This window comes from Pantoea sp. A4 (assembly GCF_000295955.2).
Classification (GTDB): Bacteria; Pseudomonadota; Gammaproteobacteria; order Enterobacterales; family Enterobacteriaceae; genus Pantoea; species Pantoea multigeneris.
The window spans coordinates 79,647-99,648 of record NZ_ALXE01000049.1 but is presented as its reverse complement, the minus strand read 5'-3'; the positions used below and the strand labels follow the sequence as shown (position 1 = coordinate 99,648).

The following is a 20,002-nucleotide window of genomic DNA, read 5'->3' as shown; positions in this document are numbered from 1 at the left end:
TTTTTTCAGTATTTTTCTCTGGCGGGATGAATCACTTCACTCCCTGCTGAGTCGTTTGCGTTTCCGCTTTGCCGTCTCAGTGGTGGCGCATTATAGGGAGTTTATTCAGTCTGACAAGGGGTTATTTTAAATAATTTTCCGTTCGCCTTTTTTTTATACAAAAGGGGTAAAAACCACGCTTTATCGCCCAGAAAACCAACAGAAAGCCCCCTCAAAAGGCCATAATCGGCATATCGCAAACATCAGCCAGTGCTATTCTGTGAGGCCTGATGAGGGAAAATGATAAGAAGGAATGTAAATGATACGCTCCGCGCGCAGTATGGCCGGCTTGCCATGGATAGCTGCTATGGCCTTTTTTATGCAATCCCTGGACGCCACCATCCTTAATACCGCTTTACCTGCCATCGCCACCAGCCTCGAACGTTCTCCTTTAGCCATGCAATCAGCGATTATTAGCTACACGCTCACGGTGGCAATGCTGATTCCTGTGAGCGGCTGGCTGGCAGACCGCTTTGGCACCCGTAAGATCTTTATTATTGCTGTATCACTGTTTACCCTCGGCTCACTGGCCTGCGCCCTTTCTGGCTCACTGGCTGTTCTGGTAGCCTCACGTGTTGTACAGGGGGTTGGAGGGGCAATGATGATGCCCGTCGCACGGTTAGCGTTATTGCGCGCCTATCCCCGCAGTGAACTTCTTCCGGTACTGAATTTTGTCACCATGCCCGGACTGGTAGGCCCAATACTCGGTCCATTGCTCGGCGGTATCCTGGTCACCTATACCACCTGGCACTGGATCTTCCTGATTAATATTCCAATTGGCATCCTGGGCATCGTCTATGCCAGAAAATACATGCCTGACTTCACCACTCCCAAACGGCGCTTCGACTTTCCAGGCTTTCTGTTGTTTGGTCTAGGGTTGGTTCTGATGTCCATCGGGTTGGAGTTTTTTGGCGAACGTATTGTTGCGGGTTGGGTGGGAATCGTCACGCTGCTGGCGGGTGTAGCAATGTTACTCCTCTATATAGTACATGCACGTCGCAGCGCTGCTCCTTTAATTAACTTGCAGATGTTTAAGACCCGGACCTTCTCCGTCGGCATCATCGGTAACATTGCATCCCGTCTTGGTACAGGTTGTATTCCTTTTCTCATCCCGCTGTTGCTACAGGTAGGCTTTGGTTATTCCGCTATTATTGCCGGCTGCATGATGGCTCCCACCGCGTTCGGCTCTATTCTCGCGAAATCGATGGTGACCAATGTGCTGCGTTGGTTGGGATACCGTAAGACACTGGTAGGCATCACGTTGATTATCGGCTGCCTGATCGCATCATTCTCACTGCACTCCGCTCAGGAGAGCATTATCTTACTGCTCGTCCCACTGTTTATTCTGGGTATGGCGATGTCGACACAATTTACCGCCATGAACACCATCACCCTGGCCGACCTGACAGATGAGAATGCCAGTGGCGGAAATAGCGTATTGGCGGTAACACAGCAACTCTCAATCAGCTTTGGGGTAGCCGTAAGTGCTGCCGTACTGCGCTTCTATCAGGAGATAGAGTCTGGAACTGTGCAGCAGTTCCAGGACACTTTCCTGACGATGGGCGTGGTCACCGCGATTTCTGCGTTTACTTTTATGCTGTTGCGTAATGGGGATGGACGTAACCTGATAAACAACAGCGATAAAAAGAAGAAAGCTTAACTGGAACCACGCGGCATAAGCTCTGGTGTTAAAACCAGAGTCACCTGACTGGCGTCAGGGTCTTCGTTTAAACGATAGATGAGAGTATCGATAGCGAGCTGGCCGAGTGCATCTTTAGGCTGATGTACCGTGCTCAACGGCGGAGTAAGATAGCGCGCCAGCTCGATATCATCATATCCCATCACCGCAACATCCTGTGGGATGCGGAGGCCAGCCTGATACAAGGCATGGTAAACCCCTACCGCCATAGCATCATTACTGGCAAATACGGCTTCCGGTGGGGTCGCCAGCACCAGCAACGCATTCATCGCGTTAAATCCGCCTTCAAATTCGAAGTCGCCATTCACCACATAGTTTGCGGGTACCGGCAGTCCGGCATCGGCCATCGCCTTATGAAACCCCTCTAAACGCATTTGCGCCGGGCTTTTATCCAAAGGCCCGGTAATACAGGCAATGTGCTTATATCCACGCTCAATTAAGTGTCGCGTGGCTAATTCACCGCCCAACTGCGCATTTTCCTGAATGATGTCACCACGCCCTTCAAAAGGTGCCCAGTCCATCATGACCATCGGCACGGAAGGGTAGCGGCTGAGGATATCCGCCGAGGGTAAGTGTGTTTCGGTACACATCATTAGCAAACCATCGACCCGCTTTTGCATCAGCGTTTCGAGGCTGCGGTTCATACGTTCTTCATCACCAGCGGTGTTACATAAAATCAGGCTATAACCACGTTCATAACAACTGTCTTCTACACCACGCACGACTTCAGCATAAAAGGGGTTGCTACTGGTCGTAACCAGCATACCAATGGTACGCGTCTGCTTTAACTTCAGGCTGCGTGCTAAAGCTGACGGCGCATAGTTGAGAGCCTTAATCGCCTGTTCAACCTTTTCTTTTACGCTATCGCTAACAAAGCGATTGTTATTGATAACGTGAGAAACGGTTGAGGTTGAAACGCCCGCCAGGCGAGCAACATCCTTCATGGTAGCCAATGGCATTAACCCTGCAGTTGCAGAAAATCATCAATTTCACGACGCCACGGTACTGAAGGCTGTGCCCCAGATCGTGTCACGGCGATAGCAGCAGCGGCATGAGCAAAACGTACGGCTTCATTCATAGCAACGCCTTCTAAACGAGCGGTAATGAATGCCCCATTAAACGTGTCGCCTGCTGCGATAGTATCAATGGCATTCACTTTAAAACCGGGGATACGCTGCCCTGCACCCTGCTCGCTAAGCCAGACACCACGGCTTCCCAAGGTAATCAATACGGTCTTGATGCCTTTGTGGTGAAGTACCGCAGCAGCGCGTGCAGCATCTTCTTCACTGTTGACGGTGATTCCGGTAAGGATTTCTGCTTCCGTCTCGTTCGGGGTGATGATATCAATCAGTGCTAACAGCTCATCCGCCAAAGGTACCGCTGGAGCCGGGTTGAGAATTACCTGCGTCTGGTTTTCGCGCGCCAGCTTTGCCGCAGCCAGTACGCTTTCCAGCGGAGATTCAAGCTGCATGAGGAGCGCATCGGCCGTTACAATGGCTTCACGATGCCGGGCAACATACTCAGGCGTAACGCTGGCATTCGCGCCAGCATAAATGCCAATGGTATTTTCCCCCTCACCATTAACAAAGATCATCGCTACACCCGTGGACTCACCGTCAATCGCTTCAACTGAAGAGGTATCAATGTTGTCAGTGGCAAGCTGCTCACGAATGCGCTGACCAACATCATCAGCGCCAACACAGGCAACAAAAACCAGATTTGCTCCAGCACGGCCCGCAGCAACCGCTTGATTAGCTCCTTTACCCCCAAACGCAATCTGGTACTGCTTGCCAATCACCGTTTCACCGGGACGCGGAAAATGGGCGAGATTGAGGATCTGATCAACGTTGATGCTGCCGAGAACCGCCAGCTTTGCGCTTTTACTCATAGGTATCATCCAAAAAATGCGCCACCTTTACGGTGGCGCGTTGCTCTGCTTTTCTTTGTTATTTATCGACCAGCTTCAGGTCAACTGGATTCACAGCCTGAACTTTCTCACCCTTCAGGACTTTATCCGCGGTATCGACACCAATGACGCCGATTTTATCAGGCATCTGAGCGACTGTAGCGGTGAGTTTACCGCCTTGTACCGCCTTCACGCCATCTGCTGTACCGTCGAAACCTACGACAATCACGTCAGTTTTACCTGCGGTTTGCAGTGCACGCAGTGCACCTAATGCCATTTCGTCATTCTGAGCAAATACCGCCTGCACATCAGGGTGCGCTTGCAGCAGGTTCTGCATGACGTTCAGGCCTTTAGTGCGGTCAAAATCTGCAGGCTGGCTGGCCAGGATATTAAACTTGTGCGCATCGGCGGCCTGCTTGAAACCTTCGCCACGCTCGCGCGCAGCAGAAGTGCCGGCAATCCCCTGCAATTCGATAATTTTGGCACCATCACCCAGTTTCTTCGCAATGAAGTCACCCGCCATCTTGCCGCCAAAGCGGTTATCAGAAGCAACGTGGCTAACCACTTTGCCCTGCGCCGCAACGCGGTCCAGGGTGATTACCGGAATATTGGCCTGATTTGCCAACTTCACTGCGTTACCTACAGCATCAGAGTCCGTTGGGTTGATCAACAGCAGCTTAGTGCCACGTACCGTTAAGTCCTGCACGTTAGCCAGTTCTTTAGCTGGGTTATTTTGCGAGTCCAGCACAACCAGGTTGTATCCCAGTTTATCGGCTTCTTTCTGCGCACCCTCTTTCAGTGAGACAAAGAATGGGTTGTTCAGGGTAGAAACGACTAATGCGATGGTGTCTTTCGCCATAGCGCTGGCGCTCAGCGTGGTACCAAGAATCAGAGCCAGTGCAGTTAACTTTTTCATTGCTTATATCCTGTGTAGGTTCAGAGTTATTTACTGCTTTTGTTATCTACCAGTACCGCAAGCAGGATAACCACTGCTTTGACGATCATCTGGTAATAAGAGGATACACCCAGCAAATTCAGTCCGTTATTCAGGAAGCCAAGGATAAGCGCACCAATCAACGTGCCCATGATGCGTCCTTTACCTCCCGCCAGGCTGGTTCCGCCTAATACCACCGCCGCGATGGCATCCAGTTCATAACCGGTGCCCGCCGTAGGCTGAGCGGAAGAGAGACGAGCGACTTCAATGGTGCTGGCCAACGCAGCCAGCAGGCCACACAGTGAATAAACGACGATCTTGACGCGATTGACGTTAATGCCAGAAAGACGGGTAGCCGCTTCGTTACCACCCAGAGCATAAATGTAGCGGCCAAGGCGGGTGTGATGCAGCATGTACCAGGCGAGGGCAAAGACAATCACCATCAACCAGACCGGCGTTGGGATTCCCAAAGGACGGCCAATACCAAACCAGCCAAACAGATCGGCATTGTCACTAAAACCGGTACTGATCGGGCTGCCGTCGGTATACACCATCGTGGCACCGCGCAGCAGTAGCATCATAACTAAGGTGGCGATAAACGCCTGCACCTTGCCACGAGCCACAATAATTCCGGTAACACCGCCGATTGCAGCGCCGAGTGCCAATGAAGCCACCACGGCCACCAGCGCATTCACCTCATGGCCGACAATCGAAGCCGCTACCGCCCCGGTTAGCGCCAGCAGTGAACCCACCGATAAATCAATCCCGGAGGTCAGAATCACTAACGTCATGCCCACCGCCATGATGGCATTGACGGAAGTCTGCTGCAGAATATTGAACAGGTTCGCCACAGTGAAGAAGTTCGGACTTTGGCTGGCAACAACCACGATCAACACAATGAGTGCAATCAGCGATTTCTGTTCCAACAGCCAGGCTTTACTGAACCAGCGACGTTCGTTCGCCAGGGTTTGGGTACTCATATAACTAAATCCTCACTGTGTTGCTTACCGACCGCTGCCGCCATCAGGTTTTCCTGCGTCGCCTGCTCACGGGTAAATTCGCCGCTTAAATGACCTTCATGCATAACCAGAATGCGATCGCTCATGCCAATCACTTCAGGCATTTCCGATGACACCAGGATGATGCTGAGACCATCGGCTTTAAATTCGTTTATTAACTGATAAATCTCTTTTTTTGCCCCGACATCTACACCACGAGTGGGCTCATCGAGGATCAGGACTTTTGGCCGCGTCATCAAGCCACGCGCAATGGCCACTTTCTGCTGATTTCCGCCAGAAAGCAGACCGATTGGCTGATTCATCGAAGGGGTTTTAATATTAAATAGACGAATAAAATCCCCGACAGCCAACTGCTCATCAGCATGTTTCAGGCCACCGCCGTGACGACTGAAGTAGCGCAGCGCCGTCAATGACATGTTCTCTTTTACCGACATGCCAAGCACCAGCCCATCACGTTTACGATCTTCAGAGATATAGACGATGCCATTTTCCAGCCCATCCTGCGGTGCGCGTGGCGCTACAGGTTTGCCATCCAGCCAAACCTGGCCTGCGGTGCGTGGCAATGCGCCATAGAGAACCTTCATTAATTCAGTACGCCCAGCGCCCATCAGACCGGAGACACCGAGGATCTCACCTGCGCGTAGGTTGAAGCTCACCTGGTCTACGCCTGGTCCGCTGAGATTTTCCACTTTCAGGCGAATATCACCCGGTTGTTGGTTCAGATGGGGATACTGCTCTTCCAGCTTGCGTCCCACCATCATCTCGATCAGGCTCTCTTCGCTCAGGGAAGAAACTTCGCGCTCGGCAATAAACTGACCATCGCGGAACACCGTGACGTCATCGCAGATCTCGAAAATCTCTTTCATACGATGTGAGATATAGACAATGCCGCAGCCCTGCGCTTTCAGCTCGTTGATAACACGGAACAATGACAACGTTTCGGTATCGGTCAGCGCATCCGTTGGCTCATCCATAATGATGACTTGCGACTGGAAGCTGAGCACTTTGGCAATCTCGACCATCTGTTGGTCACCAATCGACAAATCCCCCACCAGCTTATGGCTGTTAAAGCGCAGATTCAGACGCTGTAACAGAGCATCTGCTTCGGTGTACATCCTTTTCCAGTCAATACGCCCAATACGGTTAACAAACTCCCGCCCCAAAAAGATATTTTCGGCGACGGTCAATTGCGGAATAAGATTGAGTTCCTGATGGATAATGCCAATGCCCGCTTCCTGCGACGCCTTCGGCCCATTGAAGCGGATCTCTTTTCCCAGCCACTGGAATGAACCGGCATCCATGGTATAAATGCCCGTCAACACCTTCATCATGGTGGATTTTCCGGCGCCGTTTTCCCCTACCAGTGCCATTACCCGGCCAGGATAAACAGCCAGTGAAGCGCCATTCAGGGCTTTCACACCGGGAAACGATTTTTCAATGCCCTTGAGTTGCAATAACGGTTGCATGAGAAGCCTCAGAAAGTCACACCAGCACGCAGGATGACATTCGCATACGGAGAACACTCTCCGCTGCGAATGACGGCCTGACTGCGTTGTGTTTGTTGTTTGAATGCTTCATGACTGGTGTAAAGAACGTCTATGGTATTTCCCTGGTGTTGTTGCAAAGCATCGAGCAGCGCGAGCAGCTCGCTGTGCAGTTGCGGGTTGTGCTGCTGGATTTCTTCCGCAATCAGCGCGCTTTCTACCTGCATCTCCTGCGTGACCACATTGACCACCTGCAAAAAATCGGGGATACCCGGCGTGAGAGCCAGATCGATACGTTGCGGACCCGCAGGAACAGGCAAACCTGCATCTGCAATTGTCAGCGTATCCGTATGCCCCAGGCGGGCAATCACATGAGAAACTTCAGCGTTTAGTAAGCGACCTTTTTTCATTTTTCTACTCCACAGCGAAACGTTTCGCTGACGGCAGTGTATGAAATGCAGACAGTAATACAACGAGGTAATGACAGAAGTGTGATCGCTATCGAAACGTTTCGCTTAAGCGTTAAGAAATTTGTGATAAGTGATAGCAGAGAGCCGCTGGTGCGGCTCATCAAGAGGAATTATGGCAGTTTACGCACCTGTTTTACATCCAACTCCACGGCATTAAAATCTTTATCCAGCTCGCCGGTTAATTCAACCGTATCTTTGGGTGTAATGGTCAATCCATTCCAGCGTTTATGATCAATTTCAACCTTCATTGTGCCGCTGGCATCGCGAAACAGATAATCTTCATCCCCCGTTTGCTTCTCCAGCTTGCCGCGCACGGTAATCCAACTGTCGTCCTTCATTTCACCAGCCTGTTTCACCGTCACAACCTGGCTTTCAGCCTGATATCCACCACGTTTGGCCTGAACGACAGGGGAGTCAGGATCAATAAATCCTCCCTGCTGTGCAGCGAAAACTGGCGAAGCGGCGAAGACTAAAAGGGTTAATAAAGTAGCTGATTTTTTCATCATCGAGTCACCTCTGTTCCATGAAATATGTGGAGTACAGAAGCCATTTCATCACAGGGTTCTTAACAGAATCTTAAGGCGGCGTTTTTTTCATAATGCGTGAAAAACAGGCCAAAATTCATGATTTACACTATACAAGGTCGATATTGCTTCGTATAACTCCCACAGGGATATCGGAGGTATCATGCGCATTTTACTGATTGAGGATGACAGACTGATTGGTGACGGAATCAAAGTGGGTTTAACCAAACTCGGCTTTACCGTGGACTGGTTTATCTCAGGTGAAGAGGGGTTTCAGGCGCTGGCAGCGGCTCCGTGGGATGCCGTGATCCTCGATCTTTCATTGCCAGATCGCGATGGACTGGAAATTCTACAACACTGGCGTCAGCAGGGGGTGGATGTTCCGGTGCTGATTCTGACCGCACGTGATGCACTTAGCCAACGCATTCAGGGATTACAGTTGGGTGCCGACGACTATCTCTGTAAACCATTTGCACTGGCGGAGGTCGCTGCGCGCTTGCAGGCATTGATTCGACGCCGCCACGGCCAGCTACAGCCTGAACTGACGCATGGCAATGTCGTTCTTTCTCCGGGTAATCATAGTGTGCAGTGCGCAGGCGTAACCATATCCCTTAAAAGCCGTGAGCTGGCGCTGCTTGAGCTGTTTATGCGCAATCCTGAGCGAGTACTCACCCGAAGTCAGCTGGAAGATAAGCTGTATAGCTGGGATGATGACGTTTCCAGTAACGCCGTCGAAGTCCACATCCACCATTTGCGGAAAAAGCTCGGCAGCCACTTTATTCGCACCCTACATGGCGTGGGATATATGCTGGGAGAGCCGAAATGAGCCTGTTTTTGCGTGTGGCCATTGGCTTTACGCTGTTGACTCTCCTCTGCGGAGGAGCTGCGACCATAAGCAGTTGGCAGCAAACACGTGAAACCGTTAATGAACTGTTTGATACCCAGCAAATGCTATTTGCGAAACGTCTACTGGCACTGGATCCGCTCATGCTGGAGAACCGCTCGCTGCCAAAAACAAAAACCTTGCTGCATCACCATCGTGGGAATCAGGATGATGATGCAATGGCCTTTGCCCTGTTTAGTCAGGAAGGGCATCCTTTGCTTAACGACGGAGAAAATGGTCGCGACATACCGTTTGATAACCAACGTGATGGCTTTCGCGATGGCAGGCTGCGTGATGACGATGACAGTTGGCGCTTACTGTGGCTGACTTCACCAGATAAGCGCTACCGGGTAGTCGTCGGCCAGGAGTGGGAGTATCGCGATGATATGACGCACGACCTGGCGATGAGTAGCCTGCTTCCGTGGTTTATCACGATGCCCTTTATGCTGCTGCTATTGCTGGCGCTGGTTTGGTTTGAATTAAAGCCGCTAAAACGCCTGACCTTTTCACTTAATCAACGCTCACCCGATGATACCCGACCACTCTCCGAAACGCGTCTACCTAAAGAAGTTCAGCCATTAGTGGCAGCACTCAACGGGCTATTTGATCGTACAATGGCGCTCGTTCAGCGCGAACGGCGTTTTACCTCTGATGCAGCACATGAGCTACGCAGCCCGCTGGCAGCATTACGGGTGCAAAGTGAAGTTATCCAACTGGCAGAAGACGATGAAACGATACGCAAACACGCATTGCAGCAGTTAGACAGCGGCATTGAGCGAGCGACCCGACTCATCGATCAATTACTCACGCTATCTCGCGTCGAAACTGATGATTTACGGAACGAATTCCAACCGGTGCCGCTGGTGCCGCTACTGCAAAACTTGCTGATTGAACACATAGTGAAGGCGGACGCTAAGCAAACCGAAGTACAGCTTGATACTCAAGCAGAACCGGTGATGTACGGTCATCATCTATTGCTCAGCCTTATGGTACGCAACCTGCTGGATAACGCTCTACGCTATTCCCCCCCAGACAGTTTTATTCAGTTACACATCAATGCCCGGTCTTTAATTATTGAAGACAATGGGCCAGGGCTGAACGATGAGCAGTTGGCGCGGCTGGGGGAACGTTTCTGGCGACCACCAGGACAAGCGCAAATCGGCAGCGGTTTAGGGTTATCGATAGTTAAAAATATCGCCCAGCTACACGCCATACATCTGGTATTCACTCGTCGTACTGAAGGTGGATTGCGCGTCACCCTGAGCTGGTGACGCGCGCAGGATTAAATCTCGACCTGCGTCCCCAGTTCGATAACCCTGTTAGGCGGGATTTCAAACTGATCGGGAGCTCTCAATGCATTACGCTGCAGCGCCAGGAACAACTTACCGCGCAGTCGCAGATACCAGGGTCGTTTGCCAATGATCAGCGACTCATGGGACATAAAGAACGACGTCTCCATCATACGGCAGTTAAGCCCTTCCAGCCCGCAGCGGTGGAACACCTCTTCAACATTCGGCGTTTCGCGCCAGCCATAGCTGGCCACCACACGCCAGAAGGTCGGCGACAGTTGCTCAATAGTGACGCGACGAACGTTGTGCACGTAAGGTGCATCTTCGGTACGCAGCGTTAACAGTACCACTCGCTCATGCAACACTTTGTTATGTTTAAGGTTATGCAACAGCGCAAACGGGATGACATTCAACGCTCGCGACATGTAAACCGCCGTTCCTGAAACCCGCACCGGAGGCGACTTCTCCAGCGAAGCAATCATCGCCTCAAGAGAATTACCGTGTTCGTGCATACGCCGAAGCAGGCGGAAACGCTCGCTTTTCCAGGTGGTCATAATGGTGAACATCACCAATGCCAGGCAGAGTGGCAGCCAGCCACCGGAGAAAATTTTGATCAGGTTTGCGCTGAACAGTGGCACATCAATACAGAGCAACACCACCAGAATCAACGACACGACTAACTTCTGCCAGTGCCAGTTTTTAACGGCAACGGTGCAGGAGAGGATCGACGTGAGGATCATGGTGCCAGTCACCGCGATGCCATACGCTGCCGCCAGGTTGCTGGAGTGCTCAAAGCTAATAATCACCAGCACCACAGCAAAATAGAGCACCCAGTTCACCACAGGGACATAAATTTGCCCGGACTCTTCCTCAGACGTGTGGATGATACGCATGCCCGGCAAGTAGCCAAGACGCACAGCCTGGCGAGTGAGTGAAAATACCCCAGATATCACTGCCTGAGAGGCAATAACCGTCGCTAACGTCGCGAGCACTAACATCGGAATCAACGCCCAATCAGGCGCCAACAGGAAGAACGGGTTTTTGATCGCTTTCGGATCGCTGAGCAGCAATGCCCCTTGACCGAAATAGTTCAGAACCAGCGCAGGCAGCACGACGCTAAACCACGCAATGCGGATCGGCAACTTACCGAAATGCCCCATATCTGCATACAGTGCCTCAACGCCGGTAATCGCTAACACCACCGCGCCCAGTGCAAAGAAGGAGACTGATTTATACGTCAGGAAGAAACGCACCGCATGCACCGGATTCAGCGCTTGTAGCACCTCGGGATTTTTCATGATGCCACCGATACCCAGCACCGCAAGCACCAGGAACCACAGCAGCATCACAGGCGCAAACATCTTACCGACAATGCCCGTACCGTGTTTCTGAATCACAAACAGCGCAGTCAGGACGGTAATAGCGATAGGAACGATATAGGTATCCAGTGACGGTGCCGCAATCTCCAGCCCCTCAATGGCTGACAGGACCGAAACCGCCGGGGTGATGACGACTTCTCCATAAAAGAAGCTGCCGCCCACCAGGCCCATGATCACCAGTATGGCGGTCGATCTCGCTGAGGTATTTCTTCCGGCGAGGGACATCAGGGTTAAGATCCCCCCTTCGCCAGCATTATCTGCACGCATGACGTAGCTGATGTATTTAAATGACACGACCAGTACCAACAGCCAGAAAATCAGCGACAGAAAGCCAAATACCGCTTCCGGTTCAACACCAAAACCAAACTGGCCTGACAGACATTCACGCAATGTATATAGAGGACTGGTTCCGATATCGCCATAAACGACACCGATAGCAGCAATGGTAAGCGCACCAAGGGATTGCTTTTTATCCGAGCTCATAGAGTTATCTTTTGTTGTAGACCATGAGGAGGAGCCCTCTGAAGACGGCCATCAAAAAGCCGACAGTATGCACATATCGACAAAAAAACCCACCTTAAAAGCGTTACAGCCCGCCGAATTATGGGGGTATTTTCAGGGCAAAATGGGCGCTGATGCCACAACCGGCGCGGCTTGTAACATCTGAAACAAAAAAGCTGACAGCAATCAACGCAATTACGCATGATTATCGTTATCTTAAGCCATTGCCAAAAAGCGGCAACACTAAAACCGGAAGGACAAAGCAGTGATTATGGCTCAACCCCATCTTTTGGCAGAGAGGATTTCTCGCCTCAGCAATGCCCTGGAAAAAGGCCTGTATGAACGGCATCACGCCATCCGTCTTTGCCTGCTGGCAGCATTAAGTGGTGAAAGTGTCTTCCTGCTTGGGCCGCCAGGGATTGCGAAAAGCCTGATTGCCCGCCGCCTCAAGTATGCTTTCCAGCATGCCCGCGCATTTGAATACCTGATGACCCGTTTCTCAACGCCAGAAGAGGTCTTTGGCCCCCTCTCCATTCAGGCACTGAAAGATGAAGGCCGCTACCAGCGCCTGACTAAGGGGTATCTGCCTGATGCCGAAATCGTCTTTCTTGATGAGATATGGAAAGCAGGCCCGGCCATTCTGAATACCCTGCTTACCGCGATTAACGAACGGCGTTTTCGTAACGGCGATATCGAAGAAAAAATTCCGATGAGGCTACTGGTGACCGCCTCAAACGAGCTCCCGGAAGCCGATAGCGGCCTGGAAGCCCTGTATGACCGCATGCTCATTCGCCTCTGGCTGGATAACGTGCATGAGAAGCAGAACTTCCGCAATATGCTGACCCATCAGCAAGATGAGTCCGCCAACCCGGTAGCAGAATCACTGCGCATTAGCGATGAAGAGTACCTTCAGTGGCAGCAGAGCATCACGCAGATTGCCCTGCCAGAGAATGTATTTGAGCTCATCTACCAGCTGCGCCAGCAGTTGGAGAACCAGCCGGATGCCCCGTACATTTCCGATCGTCGCTGGAAAAAAGCTATCCATCTCCTGCAGGCCAGCGCATTTTACAGTGGCCGCAGCGCAATAGCGCCTATCGATCTGATCCTGCTGAAAGATTGCCTGTGGCACGATGTAAACTCAATGAAGCTGCTGGATAGAGAGATCGAACAGCTGATGTTGCAACACGCCTGGCAGCAGCAAAGCATGTTAATGCGCTTACAGCAGATCAAAGCTCGCCGCCTGGTGCTACAGCAGCAGCAGAGCATTGCGCAGGCGCTTACGCTCGAAAAACACAGTGCGATGTTTAGCCGCAAACCCCATTACGATCTGCCTGCCAGTCTGAATGAAGCGCACCTGACCTTACTGCTTCAGCAGCCGTTGATGCTGCATGATATGCAAGTCTCTCATCTTCTGATTGAACGCGAAGCGTTGGAAAACTGGTTGCAGAAGGGCGGCGATATTCGCGGCAAGCTGAACGGGATTGGCTTCGCGCAGACGCTGGATTTGCACATTGATAATCAGAACTGCCTGGCACTGCGTGATGTGAGCCTGCAATCAACGCGTCTCAACCTGCCAGGTACTCACGACAATCAAGAATTGCCGGAAGAGATCGTGGCCGAGTACGCCACACTTGAAGAGCAGCTACGCGCGCAGCGCTATCAGTTTGGCCAGCACCAACGCTGCCTGTTTATTAGCGATGACTGGCTGGCGCGGATCGAAACGTCGCTACAGGATGTGGCCGAACAGCTTAAACAGGCACGTAAATGATCTCGCTGGAGACACTCAGCGCTTTGCTTTCTGTCGGAGAGGCCGAACTGATCGAGGATATGATCCTTGCAGTACTGGCTTCTCCACAGCTGGCGGCCTTTTTTGAAAAATTTCCCAGCCTGAAGCAAGCCATGCTGCGGGATATGCCGCGCTGGAAAGCGGAAATCAGCGAGGGAATGCGCAATACACCGGTTCCTGCGGCCCTCGATGAAGAGTTCCAGCTATTTCAGCGTTTGCAATTACTGTCGTTAAGTCATTTTACCCGTGAATTGCCCGCGCTAATGCTGACGCTGACGCAGCTCAACTCGCCGTTTCTTGAAGAAGCGGAAAATCAGCTCAATCACACCGATCCCCAGCAGCTCAGTGCCGCCCAACATACGCTGTTCCTGCAACGCTGGCGGCTAAGTCTGACACTGCAAACTCTGACGTTAAACGAAGAGTTGCTGGCGCAGCAACGCGAGGAACTGTTAGCAGAGTTGCAGCAGCGTATGGCGTTGAGTGGGCAGCTCGCACCAGTGCTGAGTGAAGAAGATGAAACCTCAGCCGGCCGTTTGTGGGATATGAGCAAGTCCTCATTACAGCACGGCGACTATGAGCTGATCGTTAAATACGGTGATTATCTGGCGCAGCAGCCCGAATTAATGAAGCTGGCGCAGCAGTTGGGGCGTAGCCGTGAGGCTAAATCAGTGCCTACGCAAGATGCACCGCTGGAGACGTTTCGTCAGCTAGTTCGTGAACCCGATAACGTGCCGGAAGAGGTCAATGGCATTCATCAGGGGGATGATGTACTGCGTTTACTGCCTCCGGAACTGGCCGCGCTCAGCATCAGTGAACTGGAGCTGGAATTTTATCGTCGTCTGGTAGAAAAACGTCTGCTGACCTACCGGCTTCAGGGGGATGCATGGCATGAGAAAGTTACGCAGCGTCCGGTGACTCACCAGCAGCATGAAGAACAGCCGCGTGGGCCTTTTATCGTCTGCGTGGATACTTCCGGATCAATGGGCGGGTTCAATGAGCGCTGCGCCAAAGCATTCTGCCTCGCGCTGCTGAAAGTCGCTTTGGCGGATCGGCGGCGCTGCTACATTATGCTGTTTGCTCATGACGTCGTAGGCTACGAGCTCACCGCAGACAACGGCCTGGAGCAGGCAATCCGCTTCCTCAGCCAGCGTTTTCGTGGCGGCACCGATTTGGCTGGTTGCCTTGATGCCGTAGTACAGCGAATGGAGGGGCCGCAATGGCAGGATGCAGATGCGGTCGTGGTGTCTGACTTTATTGCCCAGCGCCTGCCTGATGGCGTGACAGCGGCCATTAAAGCCCGCCAGTTGCAGCAGCAGCAACGTTTTCACGCCGTGGCGATGTCCTCCCACGGCAAGCCCGGCATTCTGCGTATCTTTGACCATATCTGGCGCTTTGATACCGGTCTGAAAAGCCGCTTACTGCGGCGCTGGCAGCGTTGATCCCCGAAGCTCCCTTGCCTGATGCGCTGTTTTACTGCACATTCACCTTAAATTAGAAAACAGTGCTGACCCGAGGACGGACATGGCCGAACAACTGCAACTGGATAATCTTGATCGCGGCATACTCAATGCACTGCTGGAAAACGCTCGCACCGCCTATGCGGAACTGGCTAAGCAGTTCAACGTAAGCCCCGGCACGATTCATGTCCGGGTAGAAAAAATGAAACAAGCGGGGATCATTCTTGGTACCCGAGTGGACATTGATCCACGCCAGTTAGGCTTTGATGTCTGCTGTTTTATCGGCATTATTTTAAAAAGCGCCCGTGATTACCCGGCAGCACTCAGCAAGCTGGAAGCGCTGGATGAGGTGGTTGAAGCCTGGTACACCACCGGCCACTACAGTATCTTCATCAAAGTCATGTGTCGCTCAATTGACGCGTTGCAACAGGTGTTGATCAACAAGATCCAGACCATCGATGAAATACAATCCACCGAGACCCTGATCTCACTGCAAAACCCGATCATGCGTACCATCAAGCCATGATCGTCCTTTCCTGTGTATAACCTTATCCCGGGCGGATCGCATACATAACGCGATTTGCCGCCCAGTGCTTTCTTTTATTAACCCTGTTTTCCACAGGTGGATCACTGCTTGATCACAGCGTACAATGCTCGCCTTTATTGCAGGAGAGCAGCATGGCCGATATCACCTTAATCAGTGGCAGTACCCTGGGCAGCGCAGAGTATGTCGCTGAACATCTCGAAGAAAAACTGCAGGAAGCAGGCTTCTCTACGGAAATGCTGCATGGTCCTGAGCTTGAGGAAGTCGCGCCTGAAGGCATTTGGCTGTTAGTCAGCTCAACGCATGGTGCCGGCGAGATCCCAGAGAATTTGCAATCTTTCTATAATGCTATTGAAGAACAGCAGCCGGATCTTTCTGCCGTCCGTTTTGGCGCTGTGGGCATTGGCAACCATGAATATGACCTGTTTTGTGGTGCCATCCGCCAGTTGGAAACGCTGTTGCTGGCACGTGGCGCGACACTGATAGGATCACGCCTTGAGATCGACGTGCTTGAACACGAAATTCCGGAAGATCCGGCGGGCGAGTGGGTTGAAACCTGGAAAAACCTGATCTAATCCTCCGATCCAACACCACAGGGGATCGGGTTTTTGTCTCGATCCTCAGTTTTTTTGCTGTTTTCGCTCAAGAACTGCGCGATCAATTGTGGATAAGTACCCTGAATTACTGCGTATAACCGGTAGTTATCCCAATAATAACCCTTGCTGCTTTTTCAGGCTGTGCATAAGTAGCCATTTTGATCTCAGGTTATACGGATCTGGATCACCGATCATTCACAGCATGTGATCCAAAGCAGGCTTATGATAAATAGCCTGTTTCTACGCTTATCCACAGATATCGTGGATCCTAATAAGAGATCTAACAGGAAGATCATATACAGAATAATGATCCTTTCTTTTAAACCACTAGATCCCACCACTTTTACCCCGGGCAGAATTTGAGTAGAATCCACCGCCCAGGGCAAAGATCCCTGTCCGACTTTCTTAACGAGGTACCACTTCATGTTTTATCCAGATCCTTTTGACGTCATCGTAATCGGTGGTGGTCATGCGGGCACCGAAGCCGCAATGGCTGCAGCCCGAATGGGTCAACAAACTCTGTTGCTCACCCACAACATCGATACGCTGGGGCAGATGTCGTGCAACCCAGCCATTGGCGGGATCGGGAAAGGACACCTGGTAAAAGAAGTGGATGCTCTCGGTGGCCTGATGGCAACCGCGATCGACAAAGGCGGAATTCAGTTTAGGATACTAAACAGCAGCAAAGGCCCTGCGGTACGTGCGACCCGTGCTCAGGCTGACCGTGTGCTGTATCGCCAGGCTGTACGTACTGCACTGGAAAATCAACCCAACCTGATGATCTTCCAGCAGGCTGTTGACGATCTCATCGTGGAAAACGATCGCGTTGTGGGTGCAGTAACCCAAATGGGACTGAAATTCCGCGCGAAAACCGTGGTTCTTACCGTCGGTACCTTCCTCGATGGCAAAATTCACATCGGGTTGGACAACTACAGCGGTGGCCGTGCGGGTGATCCGCCTTCCATCCCGTTAGCAAAACGCCTGCGTGCGCTGCCACTGCGTGTTAGCCGCCTTAAAACCGGTACACCACCGCGTATTGATGCACGTACCATCGACTTCAGCGTGCTGTCTCCACAGCATGGTGATAACCCAATGCCTGTTTTCTCGTTCATGGGCAGTGCAGAGCAGCACCCACAACAGGTGCCATGCTGGATCACTTACACCAATGAGAAAACCCATGACGTGATCCGCAATAACCTCGATCGTAGCCCAATGTATGCCGGGATCATCGAAGGGATCGGCCCACGTTACTGCCCATCGATCGAAGACAAAGTGATGCGCTTTGCCGATCGTAACGCGCATCAGATCTTCCTTGAACCCGAAGGGCTGACCAGCAACGAAGTGTATCCAAATGGTATCTCTACCAGCTTACCGTTTGACGTGCAGATGCAGATCGTCCGTTCCATGAAGGGGATGGAGAATGCGAAGATCGTGCGTCCAGGCTACGCCATTGAGTATGACTTCTTCGATCCTCGCGATCTGAAAATGACCCTGGAAAGCAAATATATTCAGGGCCTGTTCTTTGCTGGACAGATCAACGGCACCACCGGTTACGAAGAAGCCGCAGCACAAGGCCTGCTGGCGGGTTTAAACGCCGCACGTCAGGCTGCGGACAAAGAGGGATGGGCTCCGCGTCGCGATCAGGCTTATATGGGCGTGTTGGTTGACGATCTCTGCACTCTGGGGACCAAAGAACCCTACCGTATGTTTACTTCACGCGCCGAATATCGCCTGATGCTGCGTGAAGACAATGCCGACCTGCGCCTGACCGAGACTGGTCGTGAGCTGGGCCTGGTAGACGATGCCCGTTGGGCTCGCTTCAACGAAAAGCTGGAAGCTATCGAACTTGAGCGTCAGCGTCTGCGTGATATCTGGGTACACCCAAAATCAGACAGCGTGGAAGAAATTAACGGCGTACTGAGCGCAGAGCTGACCAAAGAGGCCAGCGGTGAAGATCTGCTGCGTCGCCCGGAAATGACCTACCAGCAACTGACCAGCCTGAGCGTGTTCGCTCCTGCTCTGGCGGATGAACAAGCTGCTGAACAGGTTGAAATCCAGGTGAAGTATGCCGGTTATATTGCTCGCCAGCAGGATGAAATTGAACGCCAGCTGCGTAACGAAAATACGGTGCTGCCTGCCGATTTGAATTACAGCCAGGTTTCTGGTCTGTCGAATGAAGTGATCGCTAAACTAAATGACCATAAACCTGCGTCAATTGGTCAGGCATCACGCATTTCGGGTGTCACGCCAGCAGCGATCTCAATTCTGCTTATTTACCTGAAAAAACAAGGGCTGCTGCGTAAAAGCGCCTGATGTAAACCGGGGCGAGTCACATCGCCCCAATTGACTGGACCCACGCCGTGATCAACAAACTGACTTCGCTGCTTGCCGCAGCCAAAATTTCCCTCTCCGATCAACAAAAACAACAGTTGCTGGGCTACGTTGGCTTGCTGGACAAGTGGAACAAAGCGTACAACCTGACTTCAGTACGCGATCCACAGCAAATGTTGGTCCGCCATATTATGGACAGTATCGTGGTGGCTCCGCATTTACGCGGAAGTCGTTTTATTGATGTGGGAACAGGTCCTGGGCTGCCGGGCGTTCCTTTAGCGATCGTCATGCCCGATGCGCATTTTACGTTGCTGGACAGCCTGGGTAAACGCGTGCGTTTTCTGCGCCAGGTGCAACATGAACTGGGATTAACGAATATCGCTCCTGTGCAAAGCCGCGTAGAAGAGTTCCCGTCTGAGCCGCCGTTTGATGGCGTAATTAGCCGGGCATTTGCTTCACTCAATGATATGGTTAGCTGGTGTCATCATCTGCCCGCAGCAGATGGCCGCTTTTTTGCGTTGAAAGGCCAGCATCCGCAGGATGAGATTGATGCCTTACCGGCCGGATTTAGCGTAGAACGCATCGAATCGCTGATCGTCCCACAGTTGGAAGGCGAGCGTCATCTGGTCGTTATTCGTCGCGACTAAATTGAGTAAATGGTGTCAGGCCGGTGAATTTGTCCTGACATCGCCTTTTTCTCCTGTCGGAAATGTTCCGAAATTCCCGGTTACATTTAACCTTTATTTCACATTTGATTATCAAAGAGATCACTTTTAAACCACTGCTCACCATAATAAATAGTCACGCTGGAAAATATGTGGGAGTAATAAATGCAGGTGCGTAATATCATTTTCCCCTTTTAGCTCAGAGCGCTACTGTCAATAGCGAGTTTTTATCGAAAATAGAGTAGGGCAGGGGAGTGTCTATTTTTAAACCATTGTTTTAGCTCTGTTAAATATCATGGTGTTCACAAGAAAATTCTCTCAAACCACCCCCCTGAGCATATTTGTCTGTGTAATGTGTGATCTGCCGCACGCTTTAACTGTCGGTTTTTAACTGAATTTCATCAGTCTGGCTGCTGAATTTCATCAAACAAAGTTTGAGAAAATAACCTCCTGGAAAGAAATTTAAATAATTGTTCACTTTTTCATGAGTTAACGA

Annotated in this window: 17 protein-coding genes; 9 read left to right on the top strand and 8 right to left on the bottom strand. The window is 51.6% G+C overall.

Annotated features, from left to right (window positions below; all coding sequences use genetic code 11):
- Positions 1-298 precede the first annotated feature (298 nt).
- On the top strand, positions 299-1,699 hold the full coding sequence (gene mdtD, locus B880_RS0120780; protein ID WP_017349391.1) for a multidrug transporter subunit MdtD: 1,401 nt from the start codon (positions 299-301) through the stop codon (positions 1,697-1,699).
- Here mdtD and rbsR read toward each other — a convergent pair.
- From rbsR to B880_RS0120745, 7 genes are all read right to left on the bottom strand, one after another.
- A complete protein-coding gene (gene rbsR, locus B880_RS0120775) occupies positions 1,696-2,691 on the bottom strand; it encodes a ribose operon transcriptional repressor RbsR (protein ID WP_443146819.1) in 996 nt (331 codons plus the stop codon). The genes mdtD and rbsR overlap by 4 nt on opposite strands.
- 5 nt (positions 2,692-2,696) lie before the next feature.
- The gene (gene rbsK, locus B880_RS0120770; protein ID WP_017349389.1) at positions 2,697-3,626 is read right to left on the bottom strand and encodes a ribokinase; all 930 of its coding nucleotides are present in this window, start codon (positions 3,624-3,626) and stop codon (positions 2,697-2,699) included.
- Positions 3,627-3,684: 58 nt separating this feature from the next.
- Positions 3,685-4,560: a ribose ABC transporter substrate-binding protein RbsB gene (gene rbsB, locus B880_RS0120765; RefSeq protein WP_017349388.1), complete on the bottom strand. Its 876-nt coding sequence runs from the start codon at positions 4,558-4,560 to the stop codon at positions 3,685-3,687.
- A gap of 26 nt (positions 4,561-4,586) precedes the next feature.
- Complete coding sequence (gene rbsC, locus B880_RS0120760) at positions 4,587-5,558, bottom strand: ribose ABC transporter permease (protein ID WP_017349387.1); 972 nt, start codon at positions 5,556-5,558, stop codon at positions 4,587-4,589.
- Positions 5,555-7,063, bottom strand: coding sequence for a ribose ABC transporter ATP-binding protein RbsA (gene rbsA / locus B880_RS0120755; RefSeq protein WP_017349386.1), 1,509 nt, complete (start codon positions 7,061-7,063; stop codon positions 5,555-5,557). The genes rbsC and rbsA overlap by 4 nt, the downstream gene beginning before the upstream one ends.
- Positions 7,064-7,071: 8 nt before the next feature.
- Positions 7,072-7,491, bottom strand: coding sequence for a D-ribose pyranase (gene rbsD, locus B880_RS0120750; RefSeq protein WP_017349385.1), 420 nt, complete (start codon positions 7,489-7,491; stop codon positions 7,072-7,074).
- Between the two features lie 170 nt (positions 7,492-7,661).
- Positions 7,662-8,054, bottom strand: coding sequence for a YgiW/YdeI family stress tolerance OB fold protein (locus tag B880_RS0120745; protein WP_026042812.1), 393 nt, complete (start codon positions 8,052-8,054; stop codon positions 7,662-7,664).
- Between the two features lie 184 nt (positions 8,055-8,238).
- Here B880_RS0120745 and qseB point away from each other — a divergent pair, with 184 nt between their 5' ends.
- Together qseB and qseC are read left to right on the top strand one after the other, a co-directional pair.
- Positions 8,239-8,901, top strand: coding sequence for a quorum sensing response regulator transcription factor QseB (gene qseB, locus B880_RS0120740; protein ID WP_017349383.1), 663 nt, complete (start codon positions 8,239-8,241; stop codon positions 8,899-8,901).
- Entirely contained in the window at positions 8,898-10,229 is a 1,332-nt protein-coding gene (gene qseC / locus B880_RS0120735) for a quorum sensing histidine kinase QseC (RefSeq protein ID WP_017349382.1), read from the top strand. Before qseB ends, qseC begins: the two co-directional genes overlap by 4 nt.
- 11 nt (positions 10,230-10,240) lie before the next feature.
- Here the strand turns inward: qseC and kup are convergent, their stop codons facing one another.
- The gene (kup, locus tag B880_RS0120730; protein ID WP_017349381.1) at positions 10,241-12,109 is read right to left on the bottom strand and encodes a low affinity potassium transporter Kup; all 1,869 of its coding nucleotides are present in this window, start codon (positions 12,107-12,109) and stop codon (positions 10,241-10,243) included.
- A gap of 289 nt (positions 12,110-12,398) precedes the next feature.
- Between kup and ravA the strand changes: the two genes are divergently transcribed.
- The 6 genes from ravA (at position 12,399) to rsmG (ending at position 19,488) form a co-directional block, all read left to right on the top strand.
- Positions 12,399-13,895, top strand: a complete 1,497-nt coding sequence (gene ravA, locus B880_RS0120725) for an ATPase RavA (protein ID WP_017349380.1) — start codon at positions 12,399-12,401, stop codon at positions 13,893-13,895.
- The gene (viaA, locus tag B880_RS0120720; protein ID WP_017349379.1) at positions 13,892-15,352 is read left to right on the top strand and encodes an ATPase RavA stimulator ViaA; all 1,461 of its coding nucleotides are present in this window, start codon (positions 13,892-13,894) and stop codon (positions 15,350-15,352) included. Before ravA ends, viaA begins: the two co-directional genes overlap by 4 nt.
- Positions 15,353-15,434: 82 nt before the next feature.
- A complete protein-coding gene (gene asnC / locus B880_RS0120715) occupies positions 15,435-15,896 on the top strand; it encodes a transcriptional regulator AsnC (RefSeq protein WP_017349378.1) in 462 nt (153 codons plus the stop codon).
- A gap of 152 nt (positions 15,897-16,048) precedes the next feature.
- A complete protein-coding gene (mioC, locus tag B880_RS0120710; protein ID WP_017349377.1) occupies positions 16,049-16,489 on the top strand; it encodes an FMN-binding protein MioC in 441 nt (146 codons plus the stop codon).
- A 444-nt stretch (positions 16,490-16,933) separates the two neighbouring features.
- The gene (gene mnmG, locus B880_RS0120700) at positions 16,934-18,823 is read left to right on the top strand and encodes a tRNA uridine-5-carboxymethylaminomethyl(34) synthesis enzyme MnmG (RefSeq protein ID WP_017349375.1); all 1,890 of its coding nucleotides are present in this window, start codon (positions 16,934-16,936) and stop codon (positions 18,821-18,823) included.
- Between the two features lie 47 nt (positions 18,824-18,870).
- Positions 18,871-19,488 carry a 16S rRNA (guanine(527)-N(7))-methyltransferase RsmG gene (gene rsmG / locus B880_RS0120695; RefSeq protein ID WP_017349374.1) on the top strand — a complete coding sequence of 206 codons (618 nt, stop codon included), beginning with the start codon at positions 18,871-18,873 and terminating at the stop codon, positions 19,486-19,488.
- Positions 19,489-20,002 lie beyond the last annotated feature (514 nt).